At 70.6% G+C, this 26,994-nt stretch carries 19 protein-coding genes; 14 read left to right on the plus strand and 5 right to left on the minus strand.

Features of this window, described 5'->3' with window-relative positions:
* Positions 1–407: 407 nt before the first annotated feature.
* The 7 genes from ACX9I7_RS13980 (at position 408) to ACX9I7_RS14010 (ending at position 12,919) form a co-directional block, all read left to right on the plus strand.
* Positions 408–935: a hypothetical protein gene (locus tag ACX9I7_RS13980; protein ID WP_459387514.1), complete on the plus strand. Its 528-nt coding sequence runs from the start codon at positions 408–410 to the stop codon at positions 933–935.
* A 58-nt stretch (positions 936–993) separates the two neighbouring features.
* The gene (locus ACX9I7_RS13985; protein WP_459387515.1) at positions 994–2,910 is read left to right on the plus strand and encodes an FG-GAP-like repeat-containing protein; all 1,917 of its coding nucleotides are present in this window, start codon (positions 994–996) and stop codon (positions 2,908–2,910) included.
* Positions 2,911–3,630: 720 nt separating this feature from the next.
* Positions 3,631–4,605, plus strand: a complete 975-nt coding sequence (locus ACX9I7_RS13990; protein WP_459387516.1) for a hypothetical protein — start codon at positions 3,631–3,633, stop codon at positions 4,603–4,605.
* A gap of 90 nt (positions 4,606–4,695) precedes the next feature.
* Entirely contained in the window at positions 4,696–5,649 is a 954-nt protein-coding gene (gene lgt, locus ACX9I7_RS13995; protein ID WP_358217082.1) for a prolipoprotein diacylglyceryl transferase, read from the plus strand.
* Positions 5,650–5,862: 213 nt separating this feature from the next.
* Positions 5,863–6,594, plus strand: a complete 732-nt coding sequence (locus ACX9I7_RS14000) for a VIT1/CCC1 transporter family protein (protein ID WP_189455128.1) — start codon at positions 5,863–5,865, stop codon at positions 6,592–6,594.
* 312 nt (positions 6,595–6,906) lie between these two features.
* Positions 6,907–11,466 carry a glutamate synthase large subunit gene (gltB, locus tag ACX9I7_RS14005; protein WP_459387517.1) on the plus strand — a complete coding sequence of 1,520 codons (4,560 nt, stop codon included), beginning with the start codon at positions 6,907–6,909 and terminating at the stop codon, positions 11,464–11,466.
* The gene (locus tag ACX9I7_RS14010) at positions 11,459–12,919 is read left to right on the plus strand and encodes a glutamate synthase subunit beta (RefSeq protein ID WP_358630330.1); all 1,461 of its coding nucleotides are present in this window, start codon (positions 11,459–11,461) and stop codon (positions 12,917–12,919) included. The genes gltB and ACX9I7_RS14010 overlap by 8 nt, the downstream gene beginning before the upstream one ends.
* 60 nt (positions 12,920–12,979) lie before the next feature.
* Here ACX9I7_RS14010 and ACX9I7_RS14015 read toward each other — a convergent pair whose 3' ends face one another.
* The 3 genes from ACX9I7_RS14015 to ACX9I7_RS14025 form a co-directional block, all read right to left on the minus strand.
* The gene (locus ACX9I7_RS14015) at positions 12,980–13,648 is read right to left on the minus strand and encodes a calcium-binding protein (protein ID WP_387577513.1); all 669 of its coding nucleotides are present in this window, start codon (positions 13,646–13,648) and stop codon (positions 12,980–12,982) included.
* Positions 13,645–14,838 carry a non-hydrolyzing UDP-N-acetylglucosamine 2-epimerase gene (wecB, locus tag ACX9I7_RS14020; RefSeq protein ID WP_229820564.1) on the minus strand — a complete coding sequence of 398 codons (1,194 nt, stop codon included), beginning with the start codon at positions 14,836–14,838 and terminating at the stop codon, positions 13,645–13,647. Before wecB ends, ACX9I7_RS14015 begins: the two co-directional genes overlap by 4 nt.
* A 64-nt stretch (positions 14,839–14,902) precedes the next feature.
* Complete coding sequence (locus ACX9I7_RS14025; RefSeq protein ID WP_387577516.1) at positions 14,903–16,153, minus strand: glycosyltransferase; 1,251 nt, start codon at positions 16,151–16,153, stop codon at positions 14,903–14,905.
* A 568-nt stretch (positions 16,154–16,721) separates the two neighbouring features.
* Here ACX9I7_RS14025 and ACX9I7_RS14030 point away from each other — a divergent pair.
* Complete coding sequence (locus tag ACX9I7_RS14030) at positions 16,722–18,572, plus strand: DUF2334 domain-containing protein (protein WP_459387518.1); 1,851 nt, start codon at positions 16,722–16,724, stop codon at positions 18,570–18,572.
* Between the two features lie 41 nt (positions 18,573–18,613).
* Positions 18,614–19,675: a glycoside hydrolase family 113 gene (locus tag ACX9I7_RS14035; protein WP_459387579.1), complete on the plus strand. Its 1,062-nt coding sequence runs from the start codon at positions 18,614–18,616 to the stop codon at positions 19,673–19,675.
* Positions 19,676–19,708: 33 nt separating this feature from the next.
* Here ACX9I7_RS14035 and ACX9I7_RS14040 read toward each other — a convergent pair whose 3' ends face one another.
* Entirely contained in the window at positions 19,709–20,584 is an 876-nt protein-coding gene (locus ACX9I7_RS14040) for a hypothetical protein (RefSeq protein ID WP_459387519.1), read from the minus strand.
* Between the two features lie 238 nt (positions 20,585–20,822).
* Between ACX9I7_RS14040 and ACX9I7_RS14045 the strand changes: the two genes are divergently transcribed.
* The 5 genes from ACX9I7_RS14045 (at position 20,823) to ACX9I7_RS14065 (ending at position 25,752) form a co-directional block, all read left to right on the plus strand.
* Entirely contained in the window at positions 20,823–21,611 is a 789-nt protein-coding gene (locus ACX9I7_RS14045; protein WP_387577522.1) for a S1 family peptidase, read from the plus strand.
* Between the two features lie 450 nt (positions 21,612–22,061).
* The gene (locus ACX9I7_RS14050) at positions 22,062–22,922 is read left to right on the plus strand and encodes a hypothetical protein (RefSeq protein ID WP_387577524.1); all 861 of its coding nucleotides are present in this window, start codon (positions 22,062–22,064) and stop codon (positions 22,920–22,922) included.
* 175 nt (positions 22,923–23,097) lie between these two features.
* Positions 23,098–23,781 carry a response regulator gene (locus ACX9I7_RS14055; RefSeq protein ID WP_459387520.1) on the plus strand — a complete coding sequence of 228 codons (684 nt, stop codon included), beginning with the start codon at positions 23,098–23,100 and terminating at the stop codon, positions 23,779–23,781.
* Positions 23,778–24,944, plus strand: coding sequence for a sensor histidine kinase (locus tag ACX9I7_RS14060; protein ID WP_387577528.1), 1,167 nt, complete (start codon positions 23,778–23,780; stop codon positions 24,942–24,944). The genes ACX9I7_RS14055 and ACX9I7_RS14060 overlap by 4 nt, the downstream gene beginning before the upstream one ends.
* Positions 24,945–25,026: 82 nt before the next feature.
* The gene (locus ACX9I7_RS14065) at positions 25,027–25,752 is read left to right on the plus strand and encodes an MBL fold metallo-hydrolase (protein ID WP_459387521.1); all 726 of its coding nucleotides are present in this window, start codon (positions 25,027–25,029) and stop codon (positions 25,750–25,752) included.
* A 59-nt stretch (positions 25,753–25,811) separates the two neighbouring features.
* On the opposite strand, the gene ACX9I7_RS14070 is transcribed toward ACX9I7_RS14065, so the two are convergent.
* Positions 25,812–26,981: an RICIN domain-containing protein gene (locus ACX9I7_RS14070; protein ID WP_387577532.1), complete on the minus strand. Its 1,170-nt coding sequence runs from the start codon at positions 26,979–26,981 to the stop codon at positions 25,812–25,814.
* Positions 26,982–26,994 lie beyond the last annotated feature (13 nt).

A 26,994-nucleotide genomic window follows, 5' to 3' on the forward strand; every position in this document is an offset into this window, starting at 1 on the left:
ACGAGCGCCATGGGAAGGAGACGCAGACACAGCGTGTGTGCGCCGAGCCTTCGCCTCCCCCCGGACCTGCTCGAGTAGAGCTTGTCTATCACTGCTGAATTCTTTCTTGTCGCATACCGAGTGCCGTAGTTCGGCGCGGTGAGCATAGCCTCCGATTCGGGCTGACATAGCTCATTCTTGACACTCGGCTAATTGCTCTTTCCGACATCGGCTGGGCGGACGGGCGCCGATCTCTCCTGCCTTGCCCTCGGCGTACTTGAAGTAACACATTCTTTTTTGGACGAATGATGGCCTGAACGCGTCCCACGCCTCAGTGAAATCAGGCGAGATGGTAGCTTCCTCCGAACTGCCCCTCTCTCCCCATTGCGCACGGCCCCTGCCGTTGCCCGTCCTGTAAGGGAACCCTGGTGATATCGCGCGCACGCAAGATGCTCTACGCAGGCGCTGCCGGTGCCGTTTCGGTCGTCCTCGGGCTCTCGGCCCTCGGTGTTGCCGTAGCCGATCCGGCACCTGGCGGTGATGACGAAACCCCGCCGACCGGGGTGGAAACCTTCAGCTACCCCGACGCGGCGAAGCTCCGGGAAGAACGGGGAATTACCCTGCGCAGGGGAGACGGGCACATTCTGCTTGCTGACTGCGGTGCTTCGAACGACATCGCCATCATGACCTCGAAGACACACCCGGGACAGAACCCCAAGAACACCTACTGCTTCAAGGTGACCGGCGACGGAAAGAACGGCTACCTCACCCTCGAAGTCCCCGAAACCTTCAACATCATGACCGGCGGCCATGCGGTGCGGGCGACCGGGATCGTCGCCGGGCGCACGGAGACCGTCGAGGTCAACAGCAAGAAGAAGGTCGGCAGCATCGGCGAGGGCAAACCTGACCAGGACGACAACACCGCGATCCTGGTCGAGCTCCGGCTCATCGGCTGACGGCCGGCCTCCCGTATCCACCAGCACAACCGCCTTTTCTGCCTCAGACAGGAACACCATGCCCGCCAGACAACCGCGGATGGCCCGGGTGGCCGGACTGCTTGCAACCACTGCCGCGACGAGCCTGCTGCTCGCCGTCCCGGCCGATGCCGTTGTGGGTGACATCCCCAAGGACGGCACGTTCGCCTTCACCGCGAAACTCAACGTCGGCGAAGAGCGCGGCTGCTCCGCCGTCCTGGTCGACGAGCAGTGGCTGATCACTGCCGCCAGCTGCTTCGCCGACAGCCCCGCGCAGGACTTCAAGATCGCCGCCGGCGCACCCAAGCTGAAGACCACGGCAACCATCGGTCGTACCGGCGTCGGCGAGGCGGCCGGCCAGGTACGGGACGTCGTGGAACTCGTCCCGCGTCAGGACCGTGATCTCGTCATGGCCCGTCTGGCCACTCCGATTACCGGCATCGCTGCGGTGGGGCTCCCCGCCAAGGCCCCGACCGCGGGCGAGGACCTGATGGTCGCCGGATACGGCCGCACCAAGAACGAATGGGTTCCCGACCGGTTGCACAGCGCCACGTTCTCCGTGGCTTCGGTCAAGGACTCGACGCTTCGTCTCACGGGCAAGTCCCCTGAAGCCGTCATGTGCCAGGGCGACACCGGCGGGCCGGCGTTCCGTCAGGTCAATGGCCGCTACGAACTCGCCGCAGTTCACAGTCGCTTCTGGCAGGGCGGTTGTCTCGGCACCGATCCCAAGGAAACCCGCACTGGTGCCGTCGACACCCGCGTGGACGACGTCACCGGCTGGATCCAGCAGGTCCGTTCCCTGCCCAAGCGGTACGCGACCACCACAGGTGACTTCGACGGCGACGGCAAGACAGACGTCGCCATGCTCACCGACTACGGCTTGTCGAAGGACGGCAAGAGCCAGGCCGCCCTGTGGGTCCACACCGCCAACGGTGAAGGTTTCAAGGAGCCGCGCGTGGTGTGGGAGACCGGCGCGCCGGGGACGCTCGACGCCTGGCGGTGGGATGCCAGCAAGCTCACCTCCGGAGACTTCAACGGTGACGGCAAGACCGACATCGGCGTGCTCTACGGCTACGGCAAGACCAGCGACGGTGCCAGCAAGACCGGTCTGTGGACCTTCACCAGCAACGGCAACGGCTTCAACGCCCCCGAGAAGGTGTGGGAGAGCGGTTCCGGCGCTTGGAAGAGCTGGAACTGGGACAACAGCAAGGTGACCGCTGGCGACTTCAACGGCGACGGCAAGGCCGACCTGGCCGTCCTCTACGGGCTCGGCAAGAATCCGCAGGGGCGCAACGAGACCACGCTGCTGACCTTCACCAGCAACGGCAACGGCTTCGCCGCCCCCGTCAAGGTGTGGGAGAGCGGGACGGACAGCTGGAACTGGAACACCAGCAAGCTAACGTCCGGCGACTTCAATGGCGACAAGAAGGCCGACCTCGCCATCCTCTACGGCTATGGCAAGACCAGCGACGGCCGCAACGAGACCGCTCTGTTCTTCACCTCCAACGGCAACAACGGCTTCAGCGAACCCCACAAGGCCTGGGACAGCAACGCGTGGACGAGCGGCGGGCGGAGCTGGAACTGGGACAACAGCAAGGTGACCGCCGGCGACTTCAACGGCGACGGCAAGACCGATGTCGCCGTCCTCTACGGCTACGACAAGACCAGCGACGGCCGCAACAAGAGCGCCCTGTGGGTGTTTTACGGCACCGACACCGGGTTCCGCGACCCCCTCAAGCTCTGGGAAAGCGGCGTCCCGGGCTCCATCGACGCCTGGAACTGGAATGCCAGCGAACTGACCGCCGGGGACTTCAACGGTGACGGCAAGGCTGACGTGGGCATTACCTACGACTACGGTCAGAGCATCGACGGCCGCAACGAGACCGGACTCTGGACCTTCACCAGCAAGGGCGACGGCTTCAACGAGCCCCGCAAGGCCTGGACGAACAAGCTGTAGCACCGAGTGGTGCTACACAGCGCGGCACTGAACACGAGGCGGCGAAGTAACTCGGGTTGGTCTGCCAGTGCCGGAAAGTACCGGCAGACCAACTTCGCTACAGGCCGTCCAGACGTAGGTGAATACCTATCGCCGTGGCGATGGAAGCCGCCGTTTGTCGGTCGCTAGCCCGGAGGGCTTGGGCTCGCTTGCGTTTGATGTCCCAGCACTTTCGCAGCGTGGTTGCCGGGGGAGGCAGGGTGTCCGCTGTCTCAGCGGTCTGCTCGCTCGTTCCCCCCCCCCCACCTCCGACGGCTGCGCCGGTTGGCCTCGGCCACCTTGGCTCGGAGCTCGCTGCTCAGTGCCGCCCGGGCCTCCTGAGCCAACGCGTGCGATTCGAGCGTGCCCCTCCGCCAGCGGATTCCGTTGCCGGTGTGGCTGTGCCGCCGCCCGAAACCGCCTACTGGCTGACGCCGGAGTTCAACCCTCTGAACATAGGGCTCTTCACGCTGGCAGTGGGGCGCTACGACGAAGCCGCCGATCACATCTCTGCGGGACTCGCGGGCTTGCCCGAGGAGCGGTGTGCCTGGCTGTCTCCCCAAACGGGGCTTGGCCGGAGCGGGGGAAGCTGAAAGGCTTCGGGGTCTCCTTGACGGCCGGCTGATCCGCGTCTGAAGAGTGTCCGAGCACGCCTCTACAGTTCTCCTCTGACCTGATGGACCGTTGGACAGAGAGCGTGCGGTGACCCGAAGACCGTCTGAGAAGAGCACCCCTCCGCAGTACCCCGAAGGCTGGCGGACCGGGCCCGCGTGGCGGGAGATGGACGGGCGGGCCGCCCGCAGGCGACGGATACTCGGCGGCGTCGGCGCCGTCCTGGTCGTCGCCGTGGGCGCCACGATCGTGGCCGATCCCGGTGACGTCCGCTCCCGGATACCCGGCGACTGGGGCAGGAAGAAGGAGACGACGGTGGCGGCGGACACCGCCACTCCCGACCGCCCCTTCGCCGGGTCGCCGGCGGAGGAGTACGCCGACGGAGCGGCGGGGATCGTGCCGCCCGAGGCCACGGCCGTGGGGGAGTCGTCGAAGGAGCAGGTCGCCTCGGCCCTGAAGCTGACCAAGGACTTCCTCGTCGCCGCCAACCTCGACCCCGCGACGCTGCGCGGCGAGCGCCCGGCCGCCGCGCTGGGGCTGATCGAGCCGGGGGACGATCTGATCGGCAAGATGAACGCCTCGCTGAGCAAGCCCGGCAAGGAGAACGACCCGCTCGCCTTCTTCAGCCGCTTCGACCCGGATCAGGTCCGCATGGTGGGCGGCACCGTCAAGACGCGGGGCCGGATGACCTTCGCCGAGCGCGAGGCGGGCGTCGTCACCGTCCACGCCGACTACACCTTCGTCTACCCGCTGACGAAGAAGGACAAGAAGTCCCGGCAGGTCGCGCGCACCATCGTGCGCCGTGTCCTGGACGCAGAGGTCCCCGACCCCGCCCGCTTCCGGGTGGAGCCCGGCAAACTGGTCGTGCGCCGGCACATGATGGACATCGGCAACACCACCTGTGAGATCCACGACGGATTCATCCACCCGGAATTCCCCAGGCTCACGCGCCATGGCGACGGGCAGGACGAGTCGGAGCGGTCCGGGCCCGCCGTCGACCCCTACGACAGCAGCCGCGAGCTTGGTGCCCGTCACGATGTGTGCGGGACGGTCACCCGGACGTGAACCACCGGTAAAACCACTCCCGCGTTACCCAGACGTAGCCCCGGGTGGGGTGCCACCTGTGCGTTCCGGCAAGGTAGCGTCGGGGGTGCCATGAATCTCGCATACATCCCCAGCCCCTCGACCGGTGTCGTCCACCTCGGACCGATCCCGCTGCGCGGCTATGCCTTCTGCATCATCATCGGCGTCTTCGTCGCCGTCTGGCTCGGCAACAAGCGCTGGATCGCACGTGGCGGCCGGTCCGGGACGATCGCCGACATCGCCGTGTGGGCGGTGCCCTTCGGGCTCGTCGGCGGGCGGCTGTATCACGTGATCACGGACTACGAGCTGTACTTCGGCCCCGGGCGGGACTGGGTCGGCGCGTTCAAGATCTGGGAGGGCGGCCTCGGCATCTGGGGCGCCATCGCCCTCGGTGCCGTCGGAGCCTGGATCGGCTGCCGCCGGCGCGGGATCCCGCTGCCCGCCTACGCGGACGCCATCGCGCCCGGCATCGCCGTGGCGCAGGCCATCGGCCGCTGGGGCAACTGGTTCAACCAGGAGCTCTACGGCCGGCCGACCGATCTGCCCTGGGCGCTGAAGATCGACCCGGACCCGGCGATCGGCCGGATCGGCGGCACGTACCACCCGACGTTCCTGTACGAGTCGCTGTGGTGCCTCGGCGTCGCGGCGCTCGTGATCTGGGCCGACCGGAAGTTCAAGCTGGGGCACGGGCGGGCGTTCGCGGTCTACGTCGCCGCGTACACCGTCGGCCGGTTCTGGACCGAGTACCTGCGGGTCGACACGGCCCACCACTTCCTGGGCCTGCGGCTCAACGGCTGGACCGCCATCCTGGTCTTCCTCGCCGCCGTCGCCTACTTCGTGATCTCCTCGAAGCGGGTCCCCGGGCGGGAGCTCGTCGTCGAGCCCGGTGCGGCCGAGGACGAGGCCGCGGATGCCGGTGCGGATGCCGCTGCGGACGCCTCCGAAGGTGCGTCCCCGGACGGTGCCTCCGAGGGGGCGGCCAAGACCGACCTCACCAAGCCCGCCTCCGGCGTCGACAAGCGCTGACAGCCAAGCGCTGACACCCACGCGCGTCACCTCAGCCCCCTGCGGCCCTCGCCGCAGGGGGCTTTTTGGTAAACCCGCAGGTCAGCGAGGTAAGTTCGGCCTTCCTTGCTAGCGGATCATGCCCATTCGTGCGTACCTTCGACTCGTACGCGATACGCGAGAGGGAACGCGGGCGATCCGTCCGCGCCCCTGGGGAAGGGAGCATCTGGAGACATGGCTGTCCTCGATACGGCCGCGGCAACGCACATAGCCCACCGCGACAATCACACCCACCGTGATGTGAACGGCGGCTGGCTGCGGCCCGCCGTGTTCGGGGCCATGGACGGACTGGTCTCCAACGTGGCCCTGATGACGGGCGTGGCCGGTGGTACCGCCTCGTCCAGCGCCATCGTGATCGCCGGCATGGCCGGGCTCGCGGCCGGCGCGTTCTCGATGGCCGCCGGTGAGTACACCTCCGTCGCCTCGCAGCGCGAGCTGGTCCTCGCCGAGCTGGACGTGGAGCGGCGCGAGCTGCGCAAGCACCCGGCGGACGAGCTGGAGGAGCTGGCCGCGCTCTACGAGTCGCGCGGCGTCGAGCCCGCGCTGGCCCGCGAGGTCGCCCGGCAGCTGTCGAAGGACCCCGAGCAGGCGCTGGAGATCCACGCCCGCGAGGAGCTCGGCATCGACCCGTCCGACCTGCCCTCGCCCCTCGTCGCCGCCGTCTCGTCGTTCGGCTCGTTCGCGCTGGGCGCCCTGCTGCCGCTGCTGCCGTACCTGCTCGGGGCCACCGAGCTGTGGCCCGCCGTGCTGCTCGCGCTCGTGGGGCTGTTCGCCTGCGGCGCGGTCGTCGCCCGGGTGACGGCGCGGACGTGGTGGTTCAGCGGGCTCCGGCAGCTGCTCCTCGGCGGTGCCGCGGCGGGTGTGACGTATCTCCTCGGTATTGCCTTCGGGACCGCCGTCGGGTAATTCTTATGCGCGCTGCCGTATAACGTGCGTGTTTCTCCCCGGTTTCATTTCCCCGGGGGCAGGGCACAATCCGGTAGCGCTGCGGGCAATGCCGCCCGTGCCGCACCACTCTCGGGCGCGGCCGGGCCTGGCGATCCCAGGGAGCCCGGAGCGCCGCCCGAGCCCATCCGGTGTCCACATGATGGACCACCCCTTCCGCTCTTCGAGAAGCGACCCATCATGTAAGCCTGAACAACCTTCTTCCGCGAGGGCCAACGTCGTCCCTCGGCACATGCGTCACGACATGACTGCCAGACGACGACGGGAGCGCCGATGCGCCACGCATCCCACCCCGCCCACCAGGGGATGTACGACCCGCGGAACGAGCACGACGCCTGTGGCGTGGGCTTTGTCGCGACTCTCACCGGCGAGGCGAGCCATGAGCTCGTCGAGCAGGCGCTCACCGTCCTGCGCAACATGGAGCACCGCGGCGCCACCGGCTCCGACCCCGACACCGGGGACGGCGCCGGCATCCTGATGCAGATCCCCGACGCGTTCCTCCGGGAAAGCGTCCAGAGCGTCGAGGGCTTCACGCTCCCCGCCGCCGGCGCGTACGCCGTCGGCATCGCCTTCCTCCCGGCCGACGAGCAGGAAGCGGCCACCGCCGTCTCGCGCATCGAGACGATCGCCGCCGAGGAGGGCCTGACCGTCCTCGGCTGGCGCACCGTCCCCGTCACCCCCGAGCTGCTCGGCGCCGACGCCCGCGCCACGATGCCCGCCTTCCGGCAACTGTTCGTCACGGACGGCGTCAACGAGAACCTCGCCCTCGACCGCAAGGCCTTCGCCCTGCGCAAGCGCTCCGAGCGCGAGGCGGGCGTCTACTTCCCCTCGCTCTCCGCCCGCACCATCGTCTACAAGGGCATGCTCACCACCGGGCAGCTCGAGCCGTTCTTCCCGGACCTCTCCGACCGGCGCTGCGCCACCGCCATCGCGCTCGTCCACTCGCGGTTCTCCACCAACACCTTCCCGAGCTGGCCGCTCGCCCACCCCTACCGCTTCGTCGCCCACAACGGAGAGATCAACACCGTCAAGGGCAACCGCAACTGGATGCGCGCCCGCGAATCCCAGCTGGCCAGCGACCTCTTCGGGGACAAGCCGCTGGAGCGGACCTTCCCCGTCTGCACCCCCGACGCCTCCGACTCCGCCTCCTTCGACGAGGTCCTGGAGCTGCTCCACCTCGGTGGCCGCTCGCTCCCGCACAGCGTGCTGATGATGATCCCCGAGGCCTGGGAGAACCACGCCTCCATGGACCCCGCCCGGCGCGCCTTCTACCAGTACCACTCCACCCTCATGGAGCCCTGGGACGGGCCGGCCTGCGTCACCTTCACCGACGGCACCGTCGTCGGCGCCGTCCTCGACCGCAACGGCCTGCGCCCCGGGCGCTACTGGGTCACCGACGACGGACTCGTCGTGCTCTCCTCCGAGGTCGGCGTCCTCGACATCGACCCCGCCAAGGTCGTCCGCAAGGGCCGCCTCCAGCCCGGCAAGATGTTCCTCGTCGACACCGAGGCCCACCGCGTCATCGAGGACGACGAGATCAAGGCCGCCCTCGCCGCCGAACAGCCCTACCAGGAGTGGCTGGAGGCCGGCCTCATCGACCTCGCCGACCTCCCCGAGCGCGAGCACATCGTCCACACCCACGCCTCCGTCACCCGCCGCCAGCAGACCTTCGGGTACACCGAGGAGGAGCTGCGCGTCATCCTCGCCCCGATGGCCAAGTCCGGCGCCGAGCCCATCGGTTCCATGGGCACGGACTCGCCGATCGCCGCGCTCTCCCAGCGGCCGCGGCTGCTCTTCGACTACTTCACCCAGCTCTTCGCGCAGGTCACCAACCCCCCGCTGGACGCCATCCGCGAGGAGCTCGTCACCTCGCTGATCTCCTCCCTCGGGCCGCAGCGCAATCTGCTGGACCCCACGGCGGCGTCCTGCCGCAGCGTCACCCTGCCCTTCCCCGTCATCGACAACGACGAGCTCGCCAAGCTCATCCACATCAACGCCGACGGCGACCTGCCGGGCCTCAAGGCCGCGACGCTCTCCGGCCTCTACCGCGTCGCCGGGGGCGGCGAGGCGCTCGCCGCCCGCCTCGCGGCCATGTGCGCCGAGGCCGACGCGGCCATCGAGAACGGCGCCCGGCTCATCGTGCTCTCCGACCGGCACTCCGACGCCGAGCACGCCCCCATCCCCTCCCTGCTGCTCACCTCGGCCATCCACCACCACCTCATCCGCACCAAGCAGCGCACCCAGGTGGGCCTGCTGGTCGAGGCCGGTGACGTCCGCGAGGTCCACCACGTCGCGCTGCTCATCGGTTACGGCGCGGCGGCCGTCAACCCGTACCTGGCGATGGAGTCCGTCGAGGACCTCGTCCGCGCGGGGACGTTCCTGCCGGACATCGCTCCCGAGGACGCCATCCGCAACCTCATCAAGGCGCTGGGCAAGGGCGTTCTGAAGGTCATGTCCAAGATGGGCATCTCCACCGTCGCCTCCTACCGGGGCGCCCAGGTCTTCGAGGCCGTCGGCCTCGAGGAGTCCTTCGTCGACGCCTACTTCCACGGCACCGCCACCAAGATCGGCGGCGCCGGGCTGGACGTCGTCGCCCGCGAGGTCGCCGCACGCCACGCCAAGGCCTACCCCGCCACCGGCGTCCCCGCCACCCACCGTCGCCTCGACATAGGCGGCGAGTACCAGTGGCGCCGCGAGGGCGAGCCCCACCTCTTCGACCCCGAGACCGTCTTCCGGCTCCAGCACTCCACCCGCGCCCGCCGCTACGACATCTTCAAGCAGTACACGCGGCGCGTGGACGAGCAGTCCGAGCGGCTGATGACCCTGCGCGGACTGTTCTCCTTCAAGAGCGACCGCCCCTCGATCCCCCTCGAGGAGGTCGAGCCCGTCAGCGAGATCGTCAAGCGGTTCTCCACCGGCGCCATGTCCTACGGCTCCATCTCCAAGGAGGCCCACGAGACCCTCGCCATCGCCATGAACCGGCTGGGCGCCAAGTCCAACACCGGTGAGGGCGGCGAGGATCCCGACCGTCTCTACGACCCCGCGCGCCGCTCCAGCATCAAGCAGGTGGCCTCCGGCCGCTTCGGTGTCACCAGCGAATACCTCGTCCACGCCGACGACATCCAGATCAAGATGGCCCAGGGCGCCAAGCCCGGCGAGGGCGGCCAGCTGCCCGGCCACAAGGTCTACCCCTGGGTCGCGAAGACCCGCCACTCCACCCCCGGCGTCGGACTGATCTCGCCGCCGCCGCACCACGACATCTACTCCATCGAGGACCTCGCCCAGCTCATCCACGACCTGAAGAACGCCAACCCGGCCGCCCGCATCCATGTGAAGCTGGTGTCCGAGGTCGGCGTCGGCACGGTCGCGGCGGGCGTCTCCAAGGCCCACGCCGACGTCGTGCTGATCTCCGGCCACGACGGCGGCACCGGCGCCTCCCCGCTCACCTCCCTCAAGCACGCGGGCGGCCCCTGGGAGCTGGGCCTCGCCGAGACCCAGCAGACCCTGCTCCTCAACGGCCTGCGCGACCGCATCGTCGTCCAGACCGACGGCCAGCTCAAGACCGGCCGCGACGTCGTGATCGCCGCCCTCCTCGGCGCCGAGGAGTTCGGCTTCGCCACCGCCCCCCTCGTCGTCTCCGGCTGCGTCATGATGCGCGTCTGTCACCTGGACACCTGTCCCGTGGGCATCGCCACCCAGAACCCCGTCCTGCGCGAACGGTTCAGCGGCAAGGCCGAATTCGTCGTCAACTTCTTCGAGTTCATCGCCGAGGAGGTCCGCGAGCTCCTCGCCGAACTGGGCTTCCGCACCCTTCAGGAGGCCGTCGGCCAGGCCGAGCTCCTCGACACCGCCCGCGCCGTCGGCCACTGGAAGGCCCAGGGCCTGGACCTGGCCCCGCTCCTCCACGTCCCCGACCTGCCCGCCGGCGCCGTGCGCCACCACACCACCCCCCAGGACCACGGCCTGGCCAAGGCGCTCGACAACCAGCTGATCAAGCTGGCCGCCGACTCCCTGAACACCGTCGGCGACGAGGCCCCCCAGCCCGTCCGCGCCCAGGTGGCCATCCGCAACGTCAACCGGACCGTCGGCACCATGCTCGGCCACGAGGTCACCAAGAAGTACGGCGGCGCGGGCCTGCCCGACGACACCATCGACATCACCTTCACCGGCTCCGCCGGCCAGTCCTTCGGCGCCTTCCTGCCGCGCGGCGTCACCCTGCGCCTGGAGGGCGACGCCAACGACTACGTCGGCAAGGGCCTCTCCGGCGGCCGCGTCGTCGTCCGCCCCGACCGGGGCGCCGACCACCTCGCCGAGTACTCGACCATCGCCGGCAACACCCTCGCCTACGGCGCCACCGGCGGCGAGATGTTCCTGCGCGGCAGCGTCGGCGAGCGCTTCTGCGTCCGCAACTCCGGCGCCACCGTCGTCTCCGAGGGCGTCGGCGACCACGGCTGCGAGTACATGACCGGCGGCCGCGCCGTCGTCCTCGGCCCCACCGGCCGCAACTTCGCGGCGGGCATGTCCGGCGGCGTCGCCTACGTCGTCGACCTCGACCCCCGCAACGTCAACAAGGAACTGGCCGGAGCCGTCGAGCCCCTCGACGAAGCCGACCGCCGGTGGCTGCACGACGTGGTGCGCCGCCACCACGAGGAGACCGCCTCCACCGTCGCGGCCGGCCTCCTCGCCGACTGGGACACGGCGGCGAACCGCTTCCGCAAGGTCCTGCCCACCACCTACAAGGCAGTGCTCGCCGCCAAGGACGCCGCCGAGCTGGCCGGTCTGACCGAGACCGAGACCCACGAGAAGATGATGGAGGCGGCGACCCATGGCTGACCCGAAGGGCTTTCTGACCACCGACCGCGTCCTCGCCCGCACCCGCCCCACCACGGAACGGGTCCGCGACTGGAACGAGGTCTACGTCCCCGGCTCCCTCCTGCCCGTCATCAGCAAGCAGGCCGGCCGCTGCATGGACTGCGGCATCCCGTTCTGCCACAACGGCTGCCCCCTCGGAAACCTCATCCCCGAGTGGAACGACTACGCCTACCGCGACGACTGGCAGGCCGCCTCCGAACGGCTCCACGCCACCAACAACTTCCCCGAGTTCACCGGCCGCCTGTGCCCCGCCCCCTGCGAGTCCGCCTGCGTGCTCGGCATCAACCAGGCGCCCGTCACCATCAAGAACGTCGAAGTCACCATCATCGACAAGGCATGGGAATCCGGCGACGTCACCCCCCAGCCGCCCGAGCGGCTCTCCGGCAAGACCGTCGCCGTCATCGGCTCCGGCCCCGCCGGCCTCGCCGCCGCCCAGCAGCTCACCCGCGCCGGCCACACCGTCGCCGTCTACGAGCGCGCCGACCGCGTCGGCGGCCTGCTCCGCTACGGCATCCCCGAGTTCAAGATGGAGAAGCGGCACATCAACCGGCGCATCGAGCAGATGCGCGCGGAGGGCACCAAGTTCCGCACCGAGGTGGAGATCGGGCGCGACATCGACGCGGCCAAGCTGCGCCGGCGCTACGACGCCGTCGTCATCGCCGCCGGCGCCACCACCTCCCGCGACCTGCCCGTGCCCGGCCGCGACCTCAAGGGCGTCCACTTCGCCATGGAGTACCTGCCCATGGCGAACAAGGTGCAGGAGGGCGACCTGACGGTCTCCCCGATCACCGCCGAGGGCAAGCACGTCGTCGTCATCGGCGGCGGCGACACCGGAGCCGACTGCGTCGGCACCGCCCACCGGCAGGGCGCGGCCTCCGTCACCCAGCTGGAGATCATGCCCCGGCCGGGCGAGGAGCGGAACGCGAACCAGCCCTGGCCGACCTTCCCCATGCTCTACAAGGTCACCTCGGCGCACGAGGAGGGCGGCGAGCGCGTCTACTCCGTCTCCACCACGCGCTTCGAGGGCGACGAGGACGGCAACGTCCAGTGGCTCCACCTCGTGGAGGTCGAGTTCACCGACGGCAAGCTCCAGCAGAAGCCCGGCACCGAACGTCGCATCCCGGCCCAGCTCGTCACCCTCGCGATGGGTTTCACGGGAACGGACCGGCAGAACGGTCTCGTCGAACAGTTCGGCCTCGAACTGGACGACCGGGGGAACATCGCACGCGACGCGGACTACGCCACCAACGTGCCGGGCGTCTTTGTCGCCGGTGACGCCGGCCGGGGCCAGTCCCTCATCGTCTGGGCGATCGCGGAAGGACGCTCCGCCGCGCGCGGCGTCGACCGCTACCTGACGGGTTCCAGCACGCTGCCCGCGCCGGTCCTCCCGACCGACCGCGCGCTGACGGCGTAACGGAACCGCACACCGGACGGGCCGACGAAGACGTCGGCCCGTCCGGTCATTCCGTGACGGCTACTCCGCCGGCTCCGCCGCGATGTCGCTGAACACCACCCGGGCGTCCTCCGTGTACGCCCCGATGCTGCCCCGCAAGTAAGGGCGCTCCTTGTCCTCGTAGGCGACCAGGCCCTTGCCGTCGACGCTCACCTCCAGGTGCGCGCCGCGCTGGGCCACCTTCACCCCCGTCCACCGGCCGATCGGGAAGCCTTCCGCGCCCGTGGCCAGAAATCGCTGGCCACCGGGGTACGCCGGATCACGCTTGCCCAGCTCCCAGCCGTTGGGCTTGAGGGTGATGTAGTAGAAGTGCTCCGGGTCCGTGTACGCCCACACCAGCCACGGCACCTCCCAGGGATTGGGCTTGGGGGTGCGCAACTGGGCGACCGTGCGCATCCGGGCCTGGAGGTTCATGTCCCCGTACTCCCCGGTCGACACGATCAGCCCGGCGTGGGTCTCGCCGGCCTCCCGCGAGGGCTTGGGGGAGAGGGCCAGGCCGTCGTGGCGGCCGATGTTCTCGCCGTGGCCGTCGAAGACCGACCGCCACGGGCCGTGGACCGATCCCTCGGCCCACGGCCGGGCCGGCTCGCCGTCCTCGCCGCCCCAGATCGCGTTCACCGCGAAGGCGAGCGCCGCCACCGCGGCGGCGCCGAACAGGGCGAGGGCGAGGAGCCGGTGAACTCTCGTCATGCCGTCGAGTATGACCCCGGACCGCCGGGCTGGGGGACGACCAGCGGCTCCGGCGTGGGCGCCGCACCGGCGTCCGCGCCGAAGTCCTCGGCCAGCTGGGCCACGATGCGCTCGGTGGCGAGCCCGTCCCCGAAGGGGTTACCGGCCTTCGCCATCCGCGCGTACGCCTCCTCGTCGTCCAGCAGCCGCGTCGCGGCCTCCAGGATGGCCTGGGGTTCGGTGCCCACGAGCCGGGCCGCGCCCGCCTCCACCGCCTCGGGCCGCTCGGTGGTCGTACGCAGCACCAGGGTGGGCTTGCCGAGGGTGGGGGCCTCCTCCTGGATGCCGCCGGAGTCGGTCAGGACGAGGTCGCAGCCGGCGAGCGTGGCGGAGAAGTCCACATAGCCCAGCGGCTCGACGATCCGGACGGCCGGGTGGTCGGACAGCTCCGGCAGCAGGGCCTCGCGGACGGCGGGGCTCTTGTGGAGCGGCAGGACGATCTCCACGTCGCCCCGGTCGGCGAGGCGGCGCAGGGTGCGGCCCATGGCGCGCATCTTGTCGCCCTGGTTCTCCCGGCGGTGGAGGGTGACCAGGACGTGCCGCAGGTCGCTGTGGAAGAGGTCGCGGCCGTTGCCCTGGTCCAGCACCCACAGCAGGTTGTCGATGACGGTGTTGCCGGTGACGAACACCTCGGCGGCCGGTACCCCCTCCGCGGTGAGGTGGCCGGCCGCCCGGGTCGTGGGCGCGAAGTGCCAGCGTGCCATGCGGCCTATGAGCCGGCGGTTGAGCTCCTCGGGGAAGGGGTTGTCCAGCACTCCGGTGCGCAGCCCGGCCTCCACGTGGGCGACGGGGATGTGCTCGTAGAAGGCGGCGAGGGCGCCGGTGAGGGCGGAGGTGGTGTCGCCCTGGACGACGACGAGGTCGGGCCGGTGGGCGCGGACGACGTCGCCGAGGCCGTCCACCAGCCGGGCGGTGAGCTTGGAGAGTTCCTGCCGGTCGCGCATCACGTCGAGCTCGACGCTCGCGGGGACCTGGAGGAGCTCCAGCATCTGGTGGAGCATCTCGCGGTGCTGGCCGGTGGTGACGACGACGGGTTCGAAGAGCGGGGAGGCGGCCATGGCGCGGGCCACGGGCGCGAGTTTGATGGCTTCAGGCCGTGTGCCCAGGACGAGCATGGCGCGCACAGGCGTGGTGATGACGTTCGGGGACATGGTTCTCCCTCGGAAGGTGCGTGCTTGACCGATGAGTGGAGATGAGTGGAGGAGCCGGCGCGCGTCAGGTGCGCGCGGTCTTGAGCCAGGTCTGCTTGCCCGTGAGCATGCGCCACAGGCCCCACCAGCCGGCCGCGAACCAGATGTAGCCGTAGATGACGAAGAGGTGGGAGAGGAGGACGGCGCGGACGAGTCCGAGCCCCCGCTCGCGTCGTGAGTAGACCCAGCCGTAGGCGTACGCCGCGGCGAAGGACAGGACGTACGGGCCGATGATCCACATGGGGGACACCAGCGGGCGTCCGGCCTCGACCGAGCCGACGACCGTGCCGCCGACCGCGACGACGAAGGACAGCGGCAGCAGCGAGGTGAGCAGGATCAGCACCGGGCTGGAGAGGTGGTAGAGCAGGTCGACGGCGGCTTTGGTGGGCACCTCGCGCAGGATCAGGGGGACCAGCCCGGCGGACTGGAGGTGCCCCTGGAACCAGCGGGAGCGCTGGCGCACCAGCCGGCGGACGTCGAGTACGGCCTGCTGGCTGACCGCGGCGGTGGTGCAGTGGTGATTGGTCCAGCCGCGTGCGATCAGGCGCACTCCGAGATCGAGGTCCTCGGTCAGGGAGTCGCTCCAGGGGCCGTTGCCGTCCTTCATCAGGGTGTCGAGGGCGGCGAGCCGCATGAACTGGCCGTTGCCACCCATGCCGACGCTGCCGAAGTAGCGCCGGGCGGTCTGGAAGATGTCGCCGTAGATGACGAATTCCATGTCCTGGAGCCGGGCGAGGACGCCCTGGTGACGGTTGTACATCCGCACGCCGACCTGGGTGGCGCCGGTGCGCGGGTCGTCGAAGTAGGGGTCGACCGCCTGGACGATGTGGGGGTCGAGGCGGCCGTCGGCGTCCACGACGCAGACGATGACGTCGGACGGGTCGCGATCGGCGAGGATGCCGGATTCCCGCAGGTGGCGGATGCCCGCGTTGAGGGCGGCACCCTTGCCCTTGCGGGCGTTGGGCAGGTGCCGCTGGAGGAGTTTGACCCGGTCGGGGTCGGCGGAGCGGGCGATCTCGGCGGTGCGGTCGTCGGAGGCGTCGTCGATGACGAGGGCCATGAAGTTCCCGGCCGGCAGCGAGGTGATCCGGGCCAGGCTCTCGGCGAGCACCTTTTCCTCGTTCAGACAGGCGAGGAGAAAGATGTAGAGGCGTTCGGCCCGGGGGCCGCGGTCACGGCGCACCCGTTGTCTGGACAGGACGAACAGGGTGGAGTTGTAGCAGCCGGCCATCACGATGATGGCGATGCTGGACCAGAGAAGGACCTCCGTGATCATGAACGTTCACCGGAGTTCCGGAGAACGAACCAGAATTTTGCCGAAAGAAGTGCTGCGGCTATCGCGCAGTAGAGCAGGAATCCGGCACCGGCCGCTTCCTGCAGTCCCCTGGCAAAGGGTATGCCCGGTAGAACTTCTGGGGCTGCCGTCAGTCCGGCCATGGGCAGGACTGTCCCCAGAGCGGGTTTTCCGTACATGAGATCCCCCCGGATTGCGCCTCGTTCGTCGTGCCGAGGCGTGCGCAGGGAAGGTATCAGATGACTAGCAGCAATTAACCCTTCATGGTGAGAGATGTTGAATCGGAACAGAGAATTCTGTGGACCAACCGGTAGTTATGCCTGATCGCGTGGCGCATGTGACTGGTGGGGTTGAAGGTCTGCACCAATTGGGCTGTCACTAATTGCACGGTCTGGACCATGGATGTCTATTGACACTCCTCTAACGGGCCACAAGAATCGGCCAACTGTCGGGCCTTCACGTCCGCACTCATGGCGTCCTCATCGGCGACGCCCCGGGTGAAGGTCCGGCCAATAGCCGGCAAAGACCGGCCTATCAGGGGGGAACAACAATGAAAAACAAGCGGGGGAGAGCACGGCTTTCCCGGGTCCCACTCGTCCTGTCCGTCATCGCCGCCCTGCTGGGCGGCTTCGCTCTGTCGACGGGGGCCGAGGCCGCGATAGGCGGCGGCGGTGGCGGGAAGCCCCGCCCCTCCTACGGCCTCAAGGGCGTCGACAAGGCATCGCTCTCCGGGTCCAGCACCAACGACCTCAAGGCGTGGGTCGCCGCACGGCTCGCGAACGACCGCAAGCGCCGCGCCCACACGCTCACCGTCACCCCGGCCAAGGCCCCGGCGACGACGACTGTCAAGGCGGCCTCCGTCCAGAGTCTCGCCGCCGCGGCCGGCCCCTCGGCCCTCGTCCTCTACGACAACACCGGGCCCTATGGCTACCTCGGTGAGCTCTACGCGATGGCGATCGCCAACCTCTCGGGCCACTTCGGCACCGTCACCTCCAAGCCCGTCTCCGCGTACACGGCGGGCATGGTGGAGCAGTACTCCGCCACCGTCTACGTCGGCTCGACGTACTACGGCGGGACGATCCCGGACGCCATCCCGGCCGCCTTCTACCAGGACGCGCTGAAGACCAGTAAGCCCATCGACTGGATCGGCGACAACATCTGGAACATGGCCAACGCCGTGGGCATCGAGACCTTCAAGCAGAAGTACGGCTGGGACCCCACCAACTCGTACTTCGACAACGGCGGCGGCGTCGGCAACATCACCCAGGTCGCGTACAAGAACCAGACGCTGACCCGGAAGATCCCCACGGGCTACGACGGCGGTGTGCTCCACCCGGCCCTCTCCGGCGCCGGCTACCCGCAGGTCACCACCCTCGCCACGGCCACGGACGCCAACACCGGGGCCACCAGCCCCTGGGCGATCCGCACGGGCAACCTCACCTACGTCGGGGAGATCCCCTTCACCTACGTCTCCGAGTCGGACCGCGTGATCGTCTTCGAGGACCTCCTCTTCGACGCGCTCGCCCCGGCCACCGCCGAGCGCCACCGGGCGTTCGTACGGCTGGAGGACATCAGCCCCAAGTCCGACCCGACGGAGCTGCGGGCGATGGCCGACTACCTGGCCTCGCAGAACATCCCCTACGGGATCAACGTCATCCCCGTCTACACCGACCCCAAGGGCGTCTACAACAGCGGCAAGGCCGAGACGATCAGCCTGGCGCAGGCCCCGCAGGTCGTCTCCGCGCTCAAGTACATGCTCCAGCACGGCGCCGTCCTGATGAACCACGGCTACACCCACCAGTACAGCAACGTCAACAACCCCTACACCGGCGTCACGGGCGACGACTTCGAGTTCTTCCGCGCCCACGTCGACGCCAGCGACAACGTCATCTACGACGGGCCGCCCGCCGAGGACAACGCCATCTGGGCCCAGAGCCGGATCACCTCGGCCCTCGCCGCCTTCACCGCCGCGGGCTTCCCCAAGCCCACCCTCTGGACGACCCCGCACTACGCCGCCTCGGCCGCGGACTACAAGGTCTTCGGGCAGAACTACACGGCGCGGCTGGAGCGTTCGCTGTACTTCGCCGGAACGCTCAGCGGCGGAACGGTGAACCCCGCTCGATACATCGGCCAGTTCTTCCCGTACTCGGTCAAGGACGTCTACGGTACGACCGTGCTCCCCGAGAACATCGGGAACTACGAACCCGTGCCCTACAACAACCACCCGGCGCGGCTCCCCGCCGACCTGATCGCCTCCGCCAAGGCCAATCTGGCGGTCCGCGACGGAGTGGCCAGCTTCTTCTACCACCCCTACTACGCCGTGGACCCGCTGAAGCAGACGGTCGAGGGCATCAAGGCCCTGGGCTACACCTTCGTCGGCCCGACGGCCCTCGCTCAGTGAACACGCGCTCAGTGAACAGGAGCACTTCCTAAGTGAACGTGATGAGGAGGACGGCCGCCGCCCTGGCGGCGGCGGCCGTCCTCCTCGTCGCCGGATGCTCGTCGTCCGGCGGCGAGGACCCCAGCCCCGGCCCGTCCGCGAGCGACCGGAACGGCCGGCCCGACGACAGGAAGGTGAGCGGGTTGCGGGGCATGACGCTCCCCTCGTGGAACACCGACGACTACTCCCGCCCCCAGGCGGAAACGTATCTTCGGCAGATCGCCACCACCGGCACCCGGTGGGTGACCTTCACCCCCACCTGGTACCAGGACCGCGTCACCGACTCGGCCATGCGCACCACGGGCGAGACGGCGAGCGACGACAGCCTGCGGCACATCATCCGGCTCGCGCACGACGCCGGGCTGAAGACCATGGTCAAGCCCCATGTCGACCTGACCAAGGGCGGCGACCGCGCCGAGATCAAGCCCAAGGACCGGGACGCCTGGTTCACGGCGTACGGACGCTTCATCACCCACTACGCCCAACTGGCCGCCGACAACGGTGTCGAGCAGTTCTCGGTCGGCACCGAGCTCGCGGGCACCTCTCAGGACGGCGAGCGCTGGGGGAGGACCATCACCGCGATCCGCGAGCACTACAAGGGCCCGCTGACGTACGCCGCCAACTACGACGAGTACCAGAAGATCCCCTTCTGGAAGAGCCTCGACGTCATCGGCATCGACGCCTACTGGCCGCTGGCCGACAAGGCCACCACCGACGCGGCCCGGCTGCGGGACGCCTGGCGGCCCATCGTGGACGAGCTCGCCGCGTTCTCGGACCGGCAGCACCGGAAGATCCTCTTCACCGAGGCGGGCTACGTCAGCCAGCGCGGCACGACCACGGCCCCGTACTCCTGGACCGTCAGCAAGCGCGACGGCGAGGCCGAGCAGGCGGCCGCCTACGAGGCCCTGTTCGCCGCCTTCGACGGCAAGCCCTGGTGGGCGGGTGTGTGCTGGTGGATGTGGGACGACTGGCCGGACAGCGGCGAGACCGCGAAACGGCTGGCGTACACGCCGCACGGAAAGCCGGCGGAGAAGGTCCTGAAGAAGTGGTGGGGTGGGCGATAGAAGCGGGGTCCGGGGGCGCGGCCCCCGGAAAAACTATGTGTCGCACTCCAGCTCCGTACGGCACAGAACGCACCGCGCCCGCACGTGCCCCCGCACCGGCACCCGGATCCGCTGACAGCACGTGGGGCAGTCGAAGACGACCTTCGAGGGCTCCGCGCCCTCGAAGGCGTACCCCGCCTCCGCCGAGGCGGCCCGGGCGCGCCGGTCCCGCGCGTACCGGTGGCGCCCCAGCCGCCCCGCCGCCGCCAGCGGCGGCCGCCGTTCGTCGCGGCGGGCCCGCTCGCGCCCCCGGGTGTACGCCTCGTACGCCTGCGGGCTGGTGAACCACGGCGAGGGGTCCTCGCCGAAGACCAGCGCCCGTTTGGCCAGCACGTACCCGAACTCCTCCGGCGTGAGGTACCCGAGCTTCTGCGTGGCGGCCGACGACTCGCGGTACGCGTCCAGCAGCAGCCACCCCGCCCCCAGGTACGCGGCGACGGTGTCGGTGAGGATCTCGTTGTCCCGGGTGCCGGGGAACTCGAGGCCGAGCCGGTGCAGATAGACGTGGGTGACCTCGTGGGAGAGGGCGGCGCCGATGTCCCTGCGGTGCTCCTTGAAGCGGGAGTTGAGCTCGATGAAGTACTCGGGCCCAGCCGCCAGCTCGACGCTCCCGGCGTGCCGCATGTCGCGGAAGCTGACGATCATCCGGGCGTCCGGCAGCCGCAGGTGCCGCACCATCTCGCGGGCCACCCGCTGCACGCCGAGGTACGGGTCCTCGTCGTCGGCGAAGGCCACGTCCACCGGGAGGACGCTGGCGGCGAAGGCGTGGACGCCGTCGTAGGAGAGCCGCCGGTAGAGCGCCGTGATCGCCGAGCGTACGGTCTCGGCGTGCGGGAATCCGTGCTGGATCGCGATGCCGTCCGAGCCCACGCGTGACCACCCCCTGAGGTTGGCACTGCCCTTCCACTGTAGGGGCGGAACCGGGGCCTCGACTGTCCGAAAAGGCGGCTAGGTCGCAGCCGTCCCCCGGCCCGATAATCGCAACGCGCATTGTCATGAGCCCAACAAGGCCAGGGAGGGCCGTTCGGACCCGACGGGCCCGGCACCCCACCGCCCCCCGGCCCGCTCATCCGCGCGATGCGCACAACCTCCCACGAAAGGAAGAGCGTTGCGCAACCACCTCAAGACGCTCAGGAGATGCACGGCCGCCGGCGCGGTCGCCCTCGCCGCGCTCAGCCTCCAGCCCGGAACAGCCCAGGCGGCGGACCCCGGCCCCGGTGTCGTCGGCGGCGTCCGCGCCGCGCAGGGCGAGTTCCCGTGGATGGTGCGGCTGTCCATGGGCTGCGGCGGCGCCCTCTACACCCGCCAGATCGTCCTCACCGCGGCCCACTGCGTCAGCGGCAGCGGCGCCAACACCTCCATCACCGCCACCGCGGGCGCCGTCGATCTGCAGTCCTCCCAGGCCGTCAAGGTCAAGTCCACCCAGGTCCTCCAGGCCCCCGGCTACAACGGCAAGGGCAAGGACTGGGCGCTGATCAAACTCGCCAGGCCCCTCGACCTGCCCACCCTCAAGATCGCCGGCACCACCGCCTACAACCAGGGCACCTTCACCGTCGCCGGCTGGGGCGCCGACCGCGAGGGCGGCAGCCAGCAGCGCTTCCTGCTCAAGGCCGACGTGCCCTACGTCGACGACGGCACCTGCCAGGGCGCCTACGGCGACAGCCTCACCCCCGGCGAGGAGATCTGCGCCGGCTTCATGGACACCGGCGGCGTGGACACCTGCCAGGGCGACTCCGGCGGCCCCATGTTCCGCAAGGACGACGGCGGCGCCTGGATCCAGGTCGGCATCGTCAGCTGGGGCAACGGCTGCGCCCGCCCCGGCTACCCCGGCGTCTACACCGAGGTGAGCACCTTCGCCCCGGACATCGCCTCAGCCGCCGCGAGCCTCGGCGACTGAACGGCCGGCTGAACGGGCGGATGAACGGGCGCCCGGCCGGGAGCCCGGGCCGGCGGCCTGACCCGCCGACCGGCCGGGCCCCCGGTGCGCCGGTTCGAACGCTGATGGCCGGGTCCCCGGCCCCGGCCCGCCGGTGCCCGCACCGCGCGTCCGGCCCGTACCACGCGAACCGCGCCCCGACCGTCCCACCCGGCCGGTACCGCGTGGCCCTCACCCGTACGCGCGGCCGTCCGCACCCGGACGGACCAGCGACGGCGCGGGTTCCGGCGGCCGCCCCCGACCCCGCCGAGCCGCACTTCGGGATGACACGGGAGGGTCCCCGTCATCCTTTCGGCCGAGACGAGAATGGTCGGACAGTCGAGGTGTGGGGCGGATAAACGTCCGTAACGTAGGGACGCGGCCGCCGGGGACCGGCGGCCGACCGAGCCGCCCGCCATGGAAAGGCACCCCGTGTCCGTCAAGTCCCGCCTCGCCGCCGCCACCGTCCTCGCCGCCGCCGTCGCGGCCGTGGCGTACCCGGCGGCGACCGCCGTCGCGGCGGACCGGGACGGCGACGTCATCGTCGTGGGCAAGCCCGCCGACGCCGCCCCCGCCGTGGCACCCGTACCCGCGCCCCCGGCCGCCGGCACGCCCGGCCGCGCCGACCACGACACCCGCGCCGACCACGACACCCGCCCGGGCCGCCCCGGCGCCACCGTCCGCCAGGTGCTCCTCCCCGACGGCAGCCGGGCCCGGCTGACCTCCGGTGACGGCCCCGCCAGCGTCACCGTCACCCACGGCGGACAGCGCCACACCATCGACGCGAGCCGCCCCTCGGCCGAGCTCGACCGGATCCACCTGCGGATCATCGGCGCCGACACCACCCACCCCACCCTGCGCGCCCAGCTGGAGGGCAGCCGGCTGCCCAACTACTACGACTTCGCCTCCGGCTCCCTGCGCCACACCCTCGACGGCACCGACCTCGACCGCCTCGCCGCCACCGGCGACACGATCAAGGACTACCGCAAGGCCCCCGCCGCCGGGCACGCCACCCACGCCGCCCACCCCGGCGACGCCCGGACCAAGACCTCCCAGTCCTCGCAGTCCTCCCACGACGTCCACATCAAGGGCCGGGGACACGCCAAGCCGCCCCACGACACCTCCGGCAACCCCGTCAAGCGCGTCGTCGAGGCCGGCCAGGTCATCAAGGCCAGCCACGACGCCGGAGAGGTCGGCACCCCTGTGATCGTCGGCGGCATCGCCCTGCTGGCCGCCGGCGGCGCCTACGGCGTCCGCGTCGCGCTGCGCCGCAACGGCCGCAGCGCCGACTGACCGGACCGCGTCGGTGGAGACACCCGCCGGCCGGGCCGGAGGCGCTGCGGTTGCGGCGCCCCCGCACCCCCGGTGACATGGAGGGACCCGGCAGCGCGGCCACGGCTCCCCGAGCGACACCCGTGGCGACGGCGCCATGGCTTCTTCCGAGGCTTCCGAGGAGCGAGGGCACAGTATGTCGACCAGCGTGGTCATCGCGGACGACCAGGAGATGGTCCGCACCGGGTTCCGGATGATCCTGGAGAGCCAGCCCGACATCGAGGTCGTCGCCGACGTCGTCGACGGCGAGGCCGCCCTGGCGGCCGTCGAGGAGCACGACCCCGACGTCCTCCTCCTCGACATCCGCATGCCCAAAGTGGACGGACTGGAGGTCACCCGCCGGCTGTCCGCCCGCGCCGCCGAGCACCCCGACCGCGCGCAGCGCCCCCGCATCGTCATCGTCACCACCTTCGACCTCGACGAATACGTCCACACCGCGCTGCGCAACGGCGCCTCCGGCTTCCTGCTGAAGGACGCCAGCCCCGCCATGCTCGTCGAGGCCGTCCACGCCGCCGCCGTGGGCGACTCCCTGATCTCCCCGGCGATCACCGTCCGGCTGCTGCGCGACATGGCCCCCGGCGGCGCGGGCACACCCCCAGCCGCCCGGCGGCCCTCCGAACCCCTCACCGACCGCGAGGCCGACGTCGTGCGCTGCCTCGCCCGCGGCGCCACCAACGCCGAGATCGCCGCGGAACTGTTCGTCTCCCTGTCCACGGTCAAGACCCATCTGGCCAACGTGCAGCTCAAGCTCGACGCCAGGAACCGCGTCGAGATCGCCGCCTGGGCCTGGGAGAGCGGGCTGGCCACGGGCGGCACATGAGCAGATGGGCCGGATGGGCCGTCCGGTACCCCCGGCGGGCCACAGTCGCCAAGGCCGCCCTGGGGACGGTCCTGCTCGGCCTCGTCGCCTTCGAGGGCAGCAGGCTGGCCAGCCAGCCGAGCACCCCGCACGCCGTCGTCCTCGCCTCCGGCGTCCTCGTCTGCCTCTGCGCCGTCCCCTACGGCTGGATCCCGCTGACCGTCCGCGCGAGCGTCGCGGTCACCGTCTCCCTCACCGCCTCCGCCGTCCTGATGATCGGCCGGCACCCCCGGATCGTGTGGGGCATGGGCGAGGACGTCGCCCTGCTCGTGCTGCTCACCGTCGTCGTCAGCCGCGCCGGCGCCCGTGCCGCGGGCGTCCTCGGGCCGCTGCTCGCCGTCGCGATCGTCGCCGCGCCGATGCGCGACCTCAACCCCCAGTGGTTCACCGCGATCTTCTCCCTGCTGCTGGTGGTCGTCGGCACGTACTCGCTGCTGCTGCGCGGCCACGCCCGCCAGCGCGTCCGCGACCTGGCCGCCGTCCGTACCGCCGAACGGCTCGAACTCGCCCGTGAACTCCACGACCTCGTCGCCCACCACGTCACGGGCATCGCGGTGCAGGCCCAGGCCGCCCGCTTCACCGCCCTGGAGGGCCCCGCGGCGGCCGGCGCCTTCCAGCGCATCGAGACGTCGGCGGGCGAGGCGCTGGGCGCCATGCGCCGCCTGGTCGGCGTGCTGCGCGAGGGGGAGGCCGAGACCGAGCCCGTCGCCGGGCTGCCGGAGGTCCGCGCCCTGACCGAGGACTTCGCCCGGACGGGCCCGCCCGTCGCCCTGTACATCGAGCGGGGCATGGAGAACTGGATCCCGGGCGAGGTCGCGGCGGGCGTCCACCGCGTCGTCCGCGAGTCCCTCACCAACATCCGCAAGCACGCCGCCGACGCCACGGCCGTACGGATCGGGGTGCGTGGCGTCCCCTCGGGCGTCGAACTGCGCATCGCGGACGACGGCGGGCGGGGCGCGCAGCTGCCGGAGAAGGCCCGGGGCGGCGGCTTCGGGCTCGTCGGGCTGGCCGAGCGCGCCAAGGCGATGGGCGGCTCGCTGCGGGCCGGTCCGGCGCCGGAGGGCGGCTGGCAGGTGACGGCACTGTTCCCGGTGGACCGGGCGGGACGGGGTGGGCAGGCGTGACGTTCGCGCGTTCGCCGGGGGCTCAATCCGCCGACGGCGCAAAGCCTGGGGCCTTCGCGTGGCGCGCGTCTAGCGTGACCATATGACGGAGACGAAGATCGAAACCTCTCAAGTGACCCCCGATATCTGGATGATGACGTTCACCGCGGGCCAGGCGTACGCGGTGCGCCTGCCGGGCGCGGAGGGCTGGGCGCTGGTGGACACGGGGCTGCCGGGGCACGCGGAGCGCGTGCTGGACGAGCTGGCGAAGCTGGGCGCCCGCCCGGAGGACGTCCGGGACATCGTGCTGACCCACTCCCACCTGGACCACATGGGCTCGGCGGCCGAGCTGGCCGAGGCCACGGGGGCGAGGGTGCTGGCGGGCGCGGGGGACGCGGCCGTGATCCGGGGCGAGGCGCCGGAGCCGCCGCCGGTGTTCGAGGAGTGGGAGATACCGCTGTTCGAGTCCGTGCAGAAGGGCCTCGCGGGCCTGCCGGCGCCGCGGCCGTGCCGGGTGGACCGGGAGCTGGGGGAGGGGGACGTCCTGGACTGGGGCGAGGAGGTCCGGGTCGTGCCGGTGCCGGGTCACACGGAAGGCAGCACGGCCCTGCACCTGACGCGCTCCGGGGTGCTGTTCACGGGCGACACCATCGCCAACGTGGGGCAGCTGACGATGGGCGTCTTCAACGTCGACCGGCCGCGGGCCGTCGCCTCCTTCCGCCGTCAGTCGGCGCTGGGAGTTCAAACGGCCTGTTTCGGCCATGGCACGCCGATCGTGGGCGGTGCGGGGGAGGCCCTGAAGGCCGTGGCCGACAAGCTGACGGCGTAGCACGGCTCAAAGTCGAGCGGGGGCGCCGAAGACGCCCCCGCTCGTCACCCGTTCGTGGGTCAGATCTTCCAGACCTGGTCGGACCAGGCCGGGTTGCAGTCGTGCTGGGCGGCCGGGGAACCGTTGTCCTGGCCGTTGGCGTAGACGACCAGGCACCGCTTGCTGTAGGTGTTGCGGATCTGGTAGCCGCCGCTCGCGACCGGCACGAGGTCCCACACCTGGTCGGACCAGCCGGAGTTGCAGTCGTGCTGGGCGGCGGGAGAGCCGTTGTCCTGGCCGTTGGCGTAGACGACGAGGCAGCGCTTGCTCAGCGAGTTGCGGATCTGGTAGCCGCCGGTCGCGACGGACTCCAGCTCCCACACCTGGTCGCCGTAGGCGGGGTTGCAGTCGTACTGCGTGGCCGGGGCGCCGTTGTCCGGCGTCCGCCAGGACACCACCAGGCAGCGCTTGCTGAAGTCGTTCATCAGGGACGCGGTCTTCAGCCGGGCCTGCCGGACCCACGGGCCGAGGTCGTCCACGCGGGTCTCGGTGACGCCCTTGCGGGTCTCGGTGGAGCCGAGGCAGCCGGTCTGCCAGGAGGCGGTGCTGATGGCCGTCAGCTCGGCGCGGCCGTCCTTCTCCCGGAACGCCGGGCCGCCGCTGTCGCCCTTGCAGACGCTCGCGTCGGCCGGGGCCTTGGCGGCGAGGCCGATCGTGGTGCCCTGGACGGACGCGACGGTGAAGGCGGCCGAGTGGAGCCGGGAGGGCACCCACTCGTCCTTCGTCCGGCCGTAACCGGTGACGCGCAGCGCCTCGCCCTGGGCGGGCGCGGTCGCGCCGATGGCGATCGGGGCGACGTCGGTGACGGGCTCGGCCAGCTTGGCCAGGACGACGTCGCGGTCGTCCCGGGTGAGCAGCTCGGTGACCGCCACCGTGCGGCCCTTGTCGGTGCCGAGGTCGGTACGGCCGACGGTCACCGTGGTCTTGAGCTTCGGCGCCCCGGCGGTGGGCTTGGCGGTGCCGTCGGCGAAGCAGCCCGCCGCGGTCATCACCCAGCGCTGGTCCACCAGCGCGCCCGAGCAGCTCCGCTTGCCGTCGCCGATGTCCACCTTCGCGGTGAAGGCGTAGGCGCCGTCGGCGACCGGGTCGCCGACGACGGCGTGCGCCGGCGCCGAGGTGAGCAGGCCGGCCGCGAGAGCGGCGGGAAGGAGAGCCGTGAGCCACGCGGCGCGCGGACGTCTGCCAGACATCATCTCGAGGTCC

This window comes from Streptomyces sp. L500 (assembly GCF_054551825.1).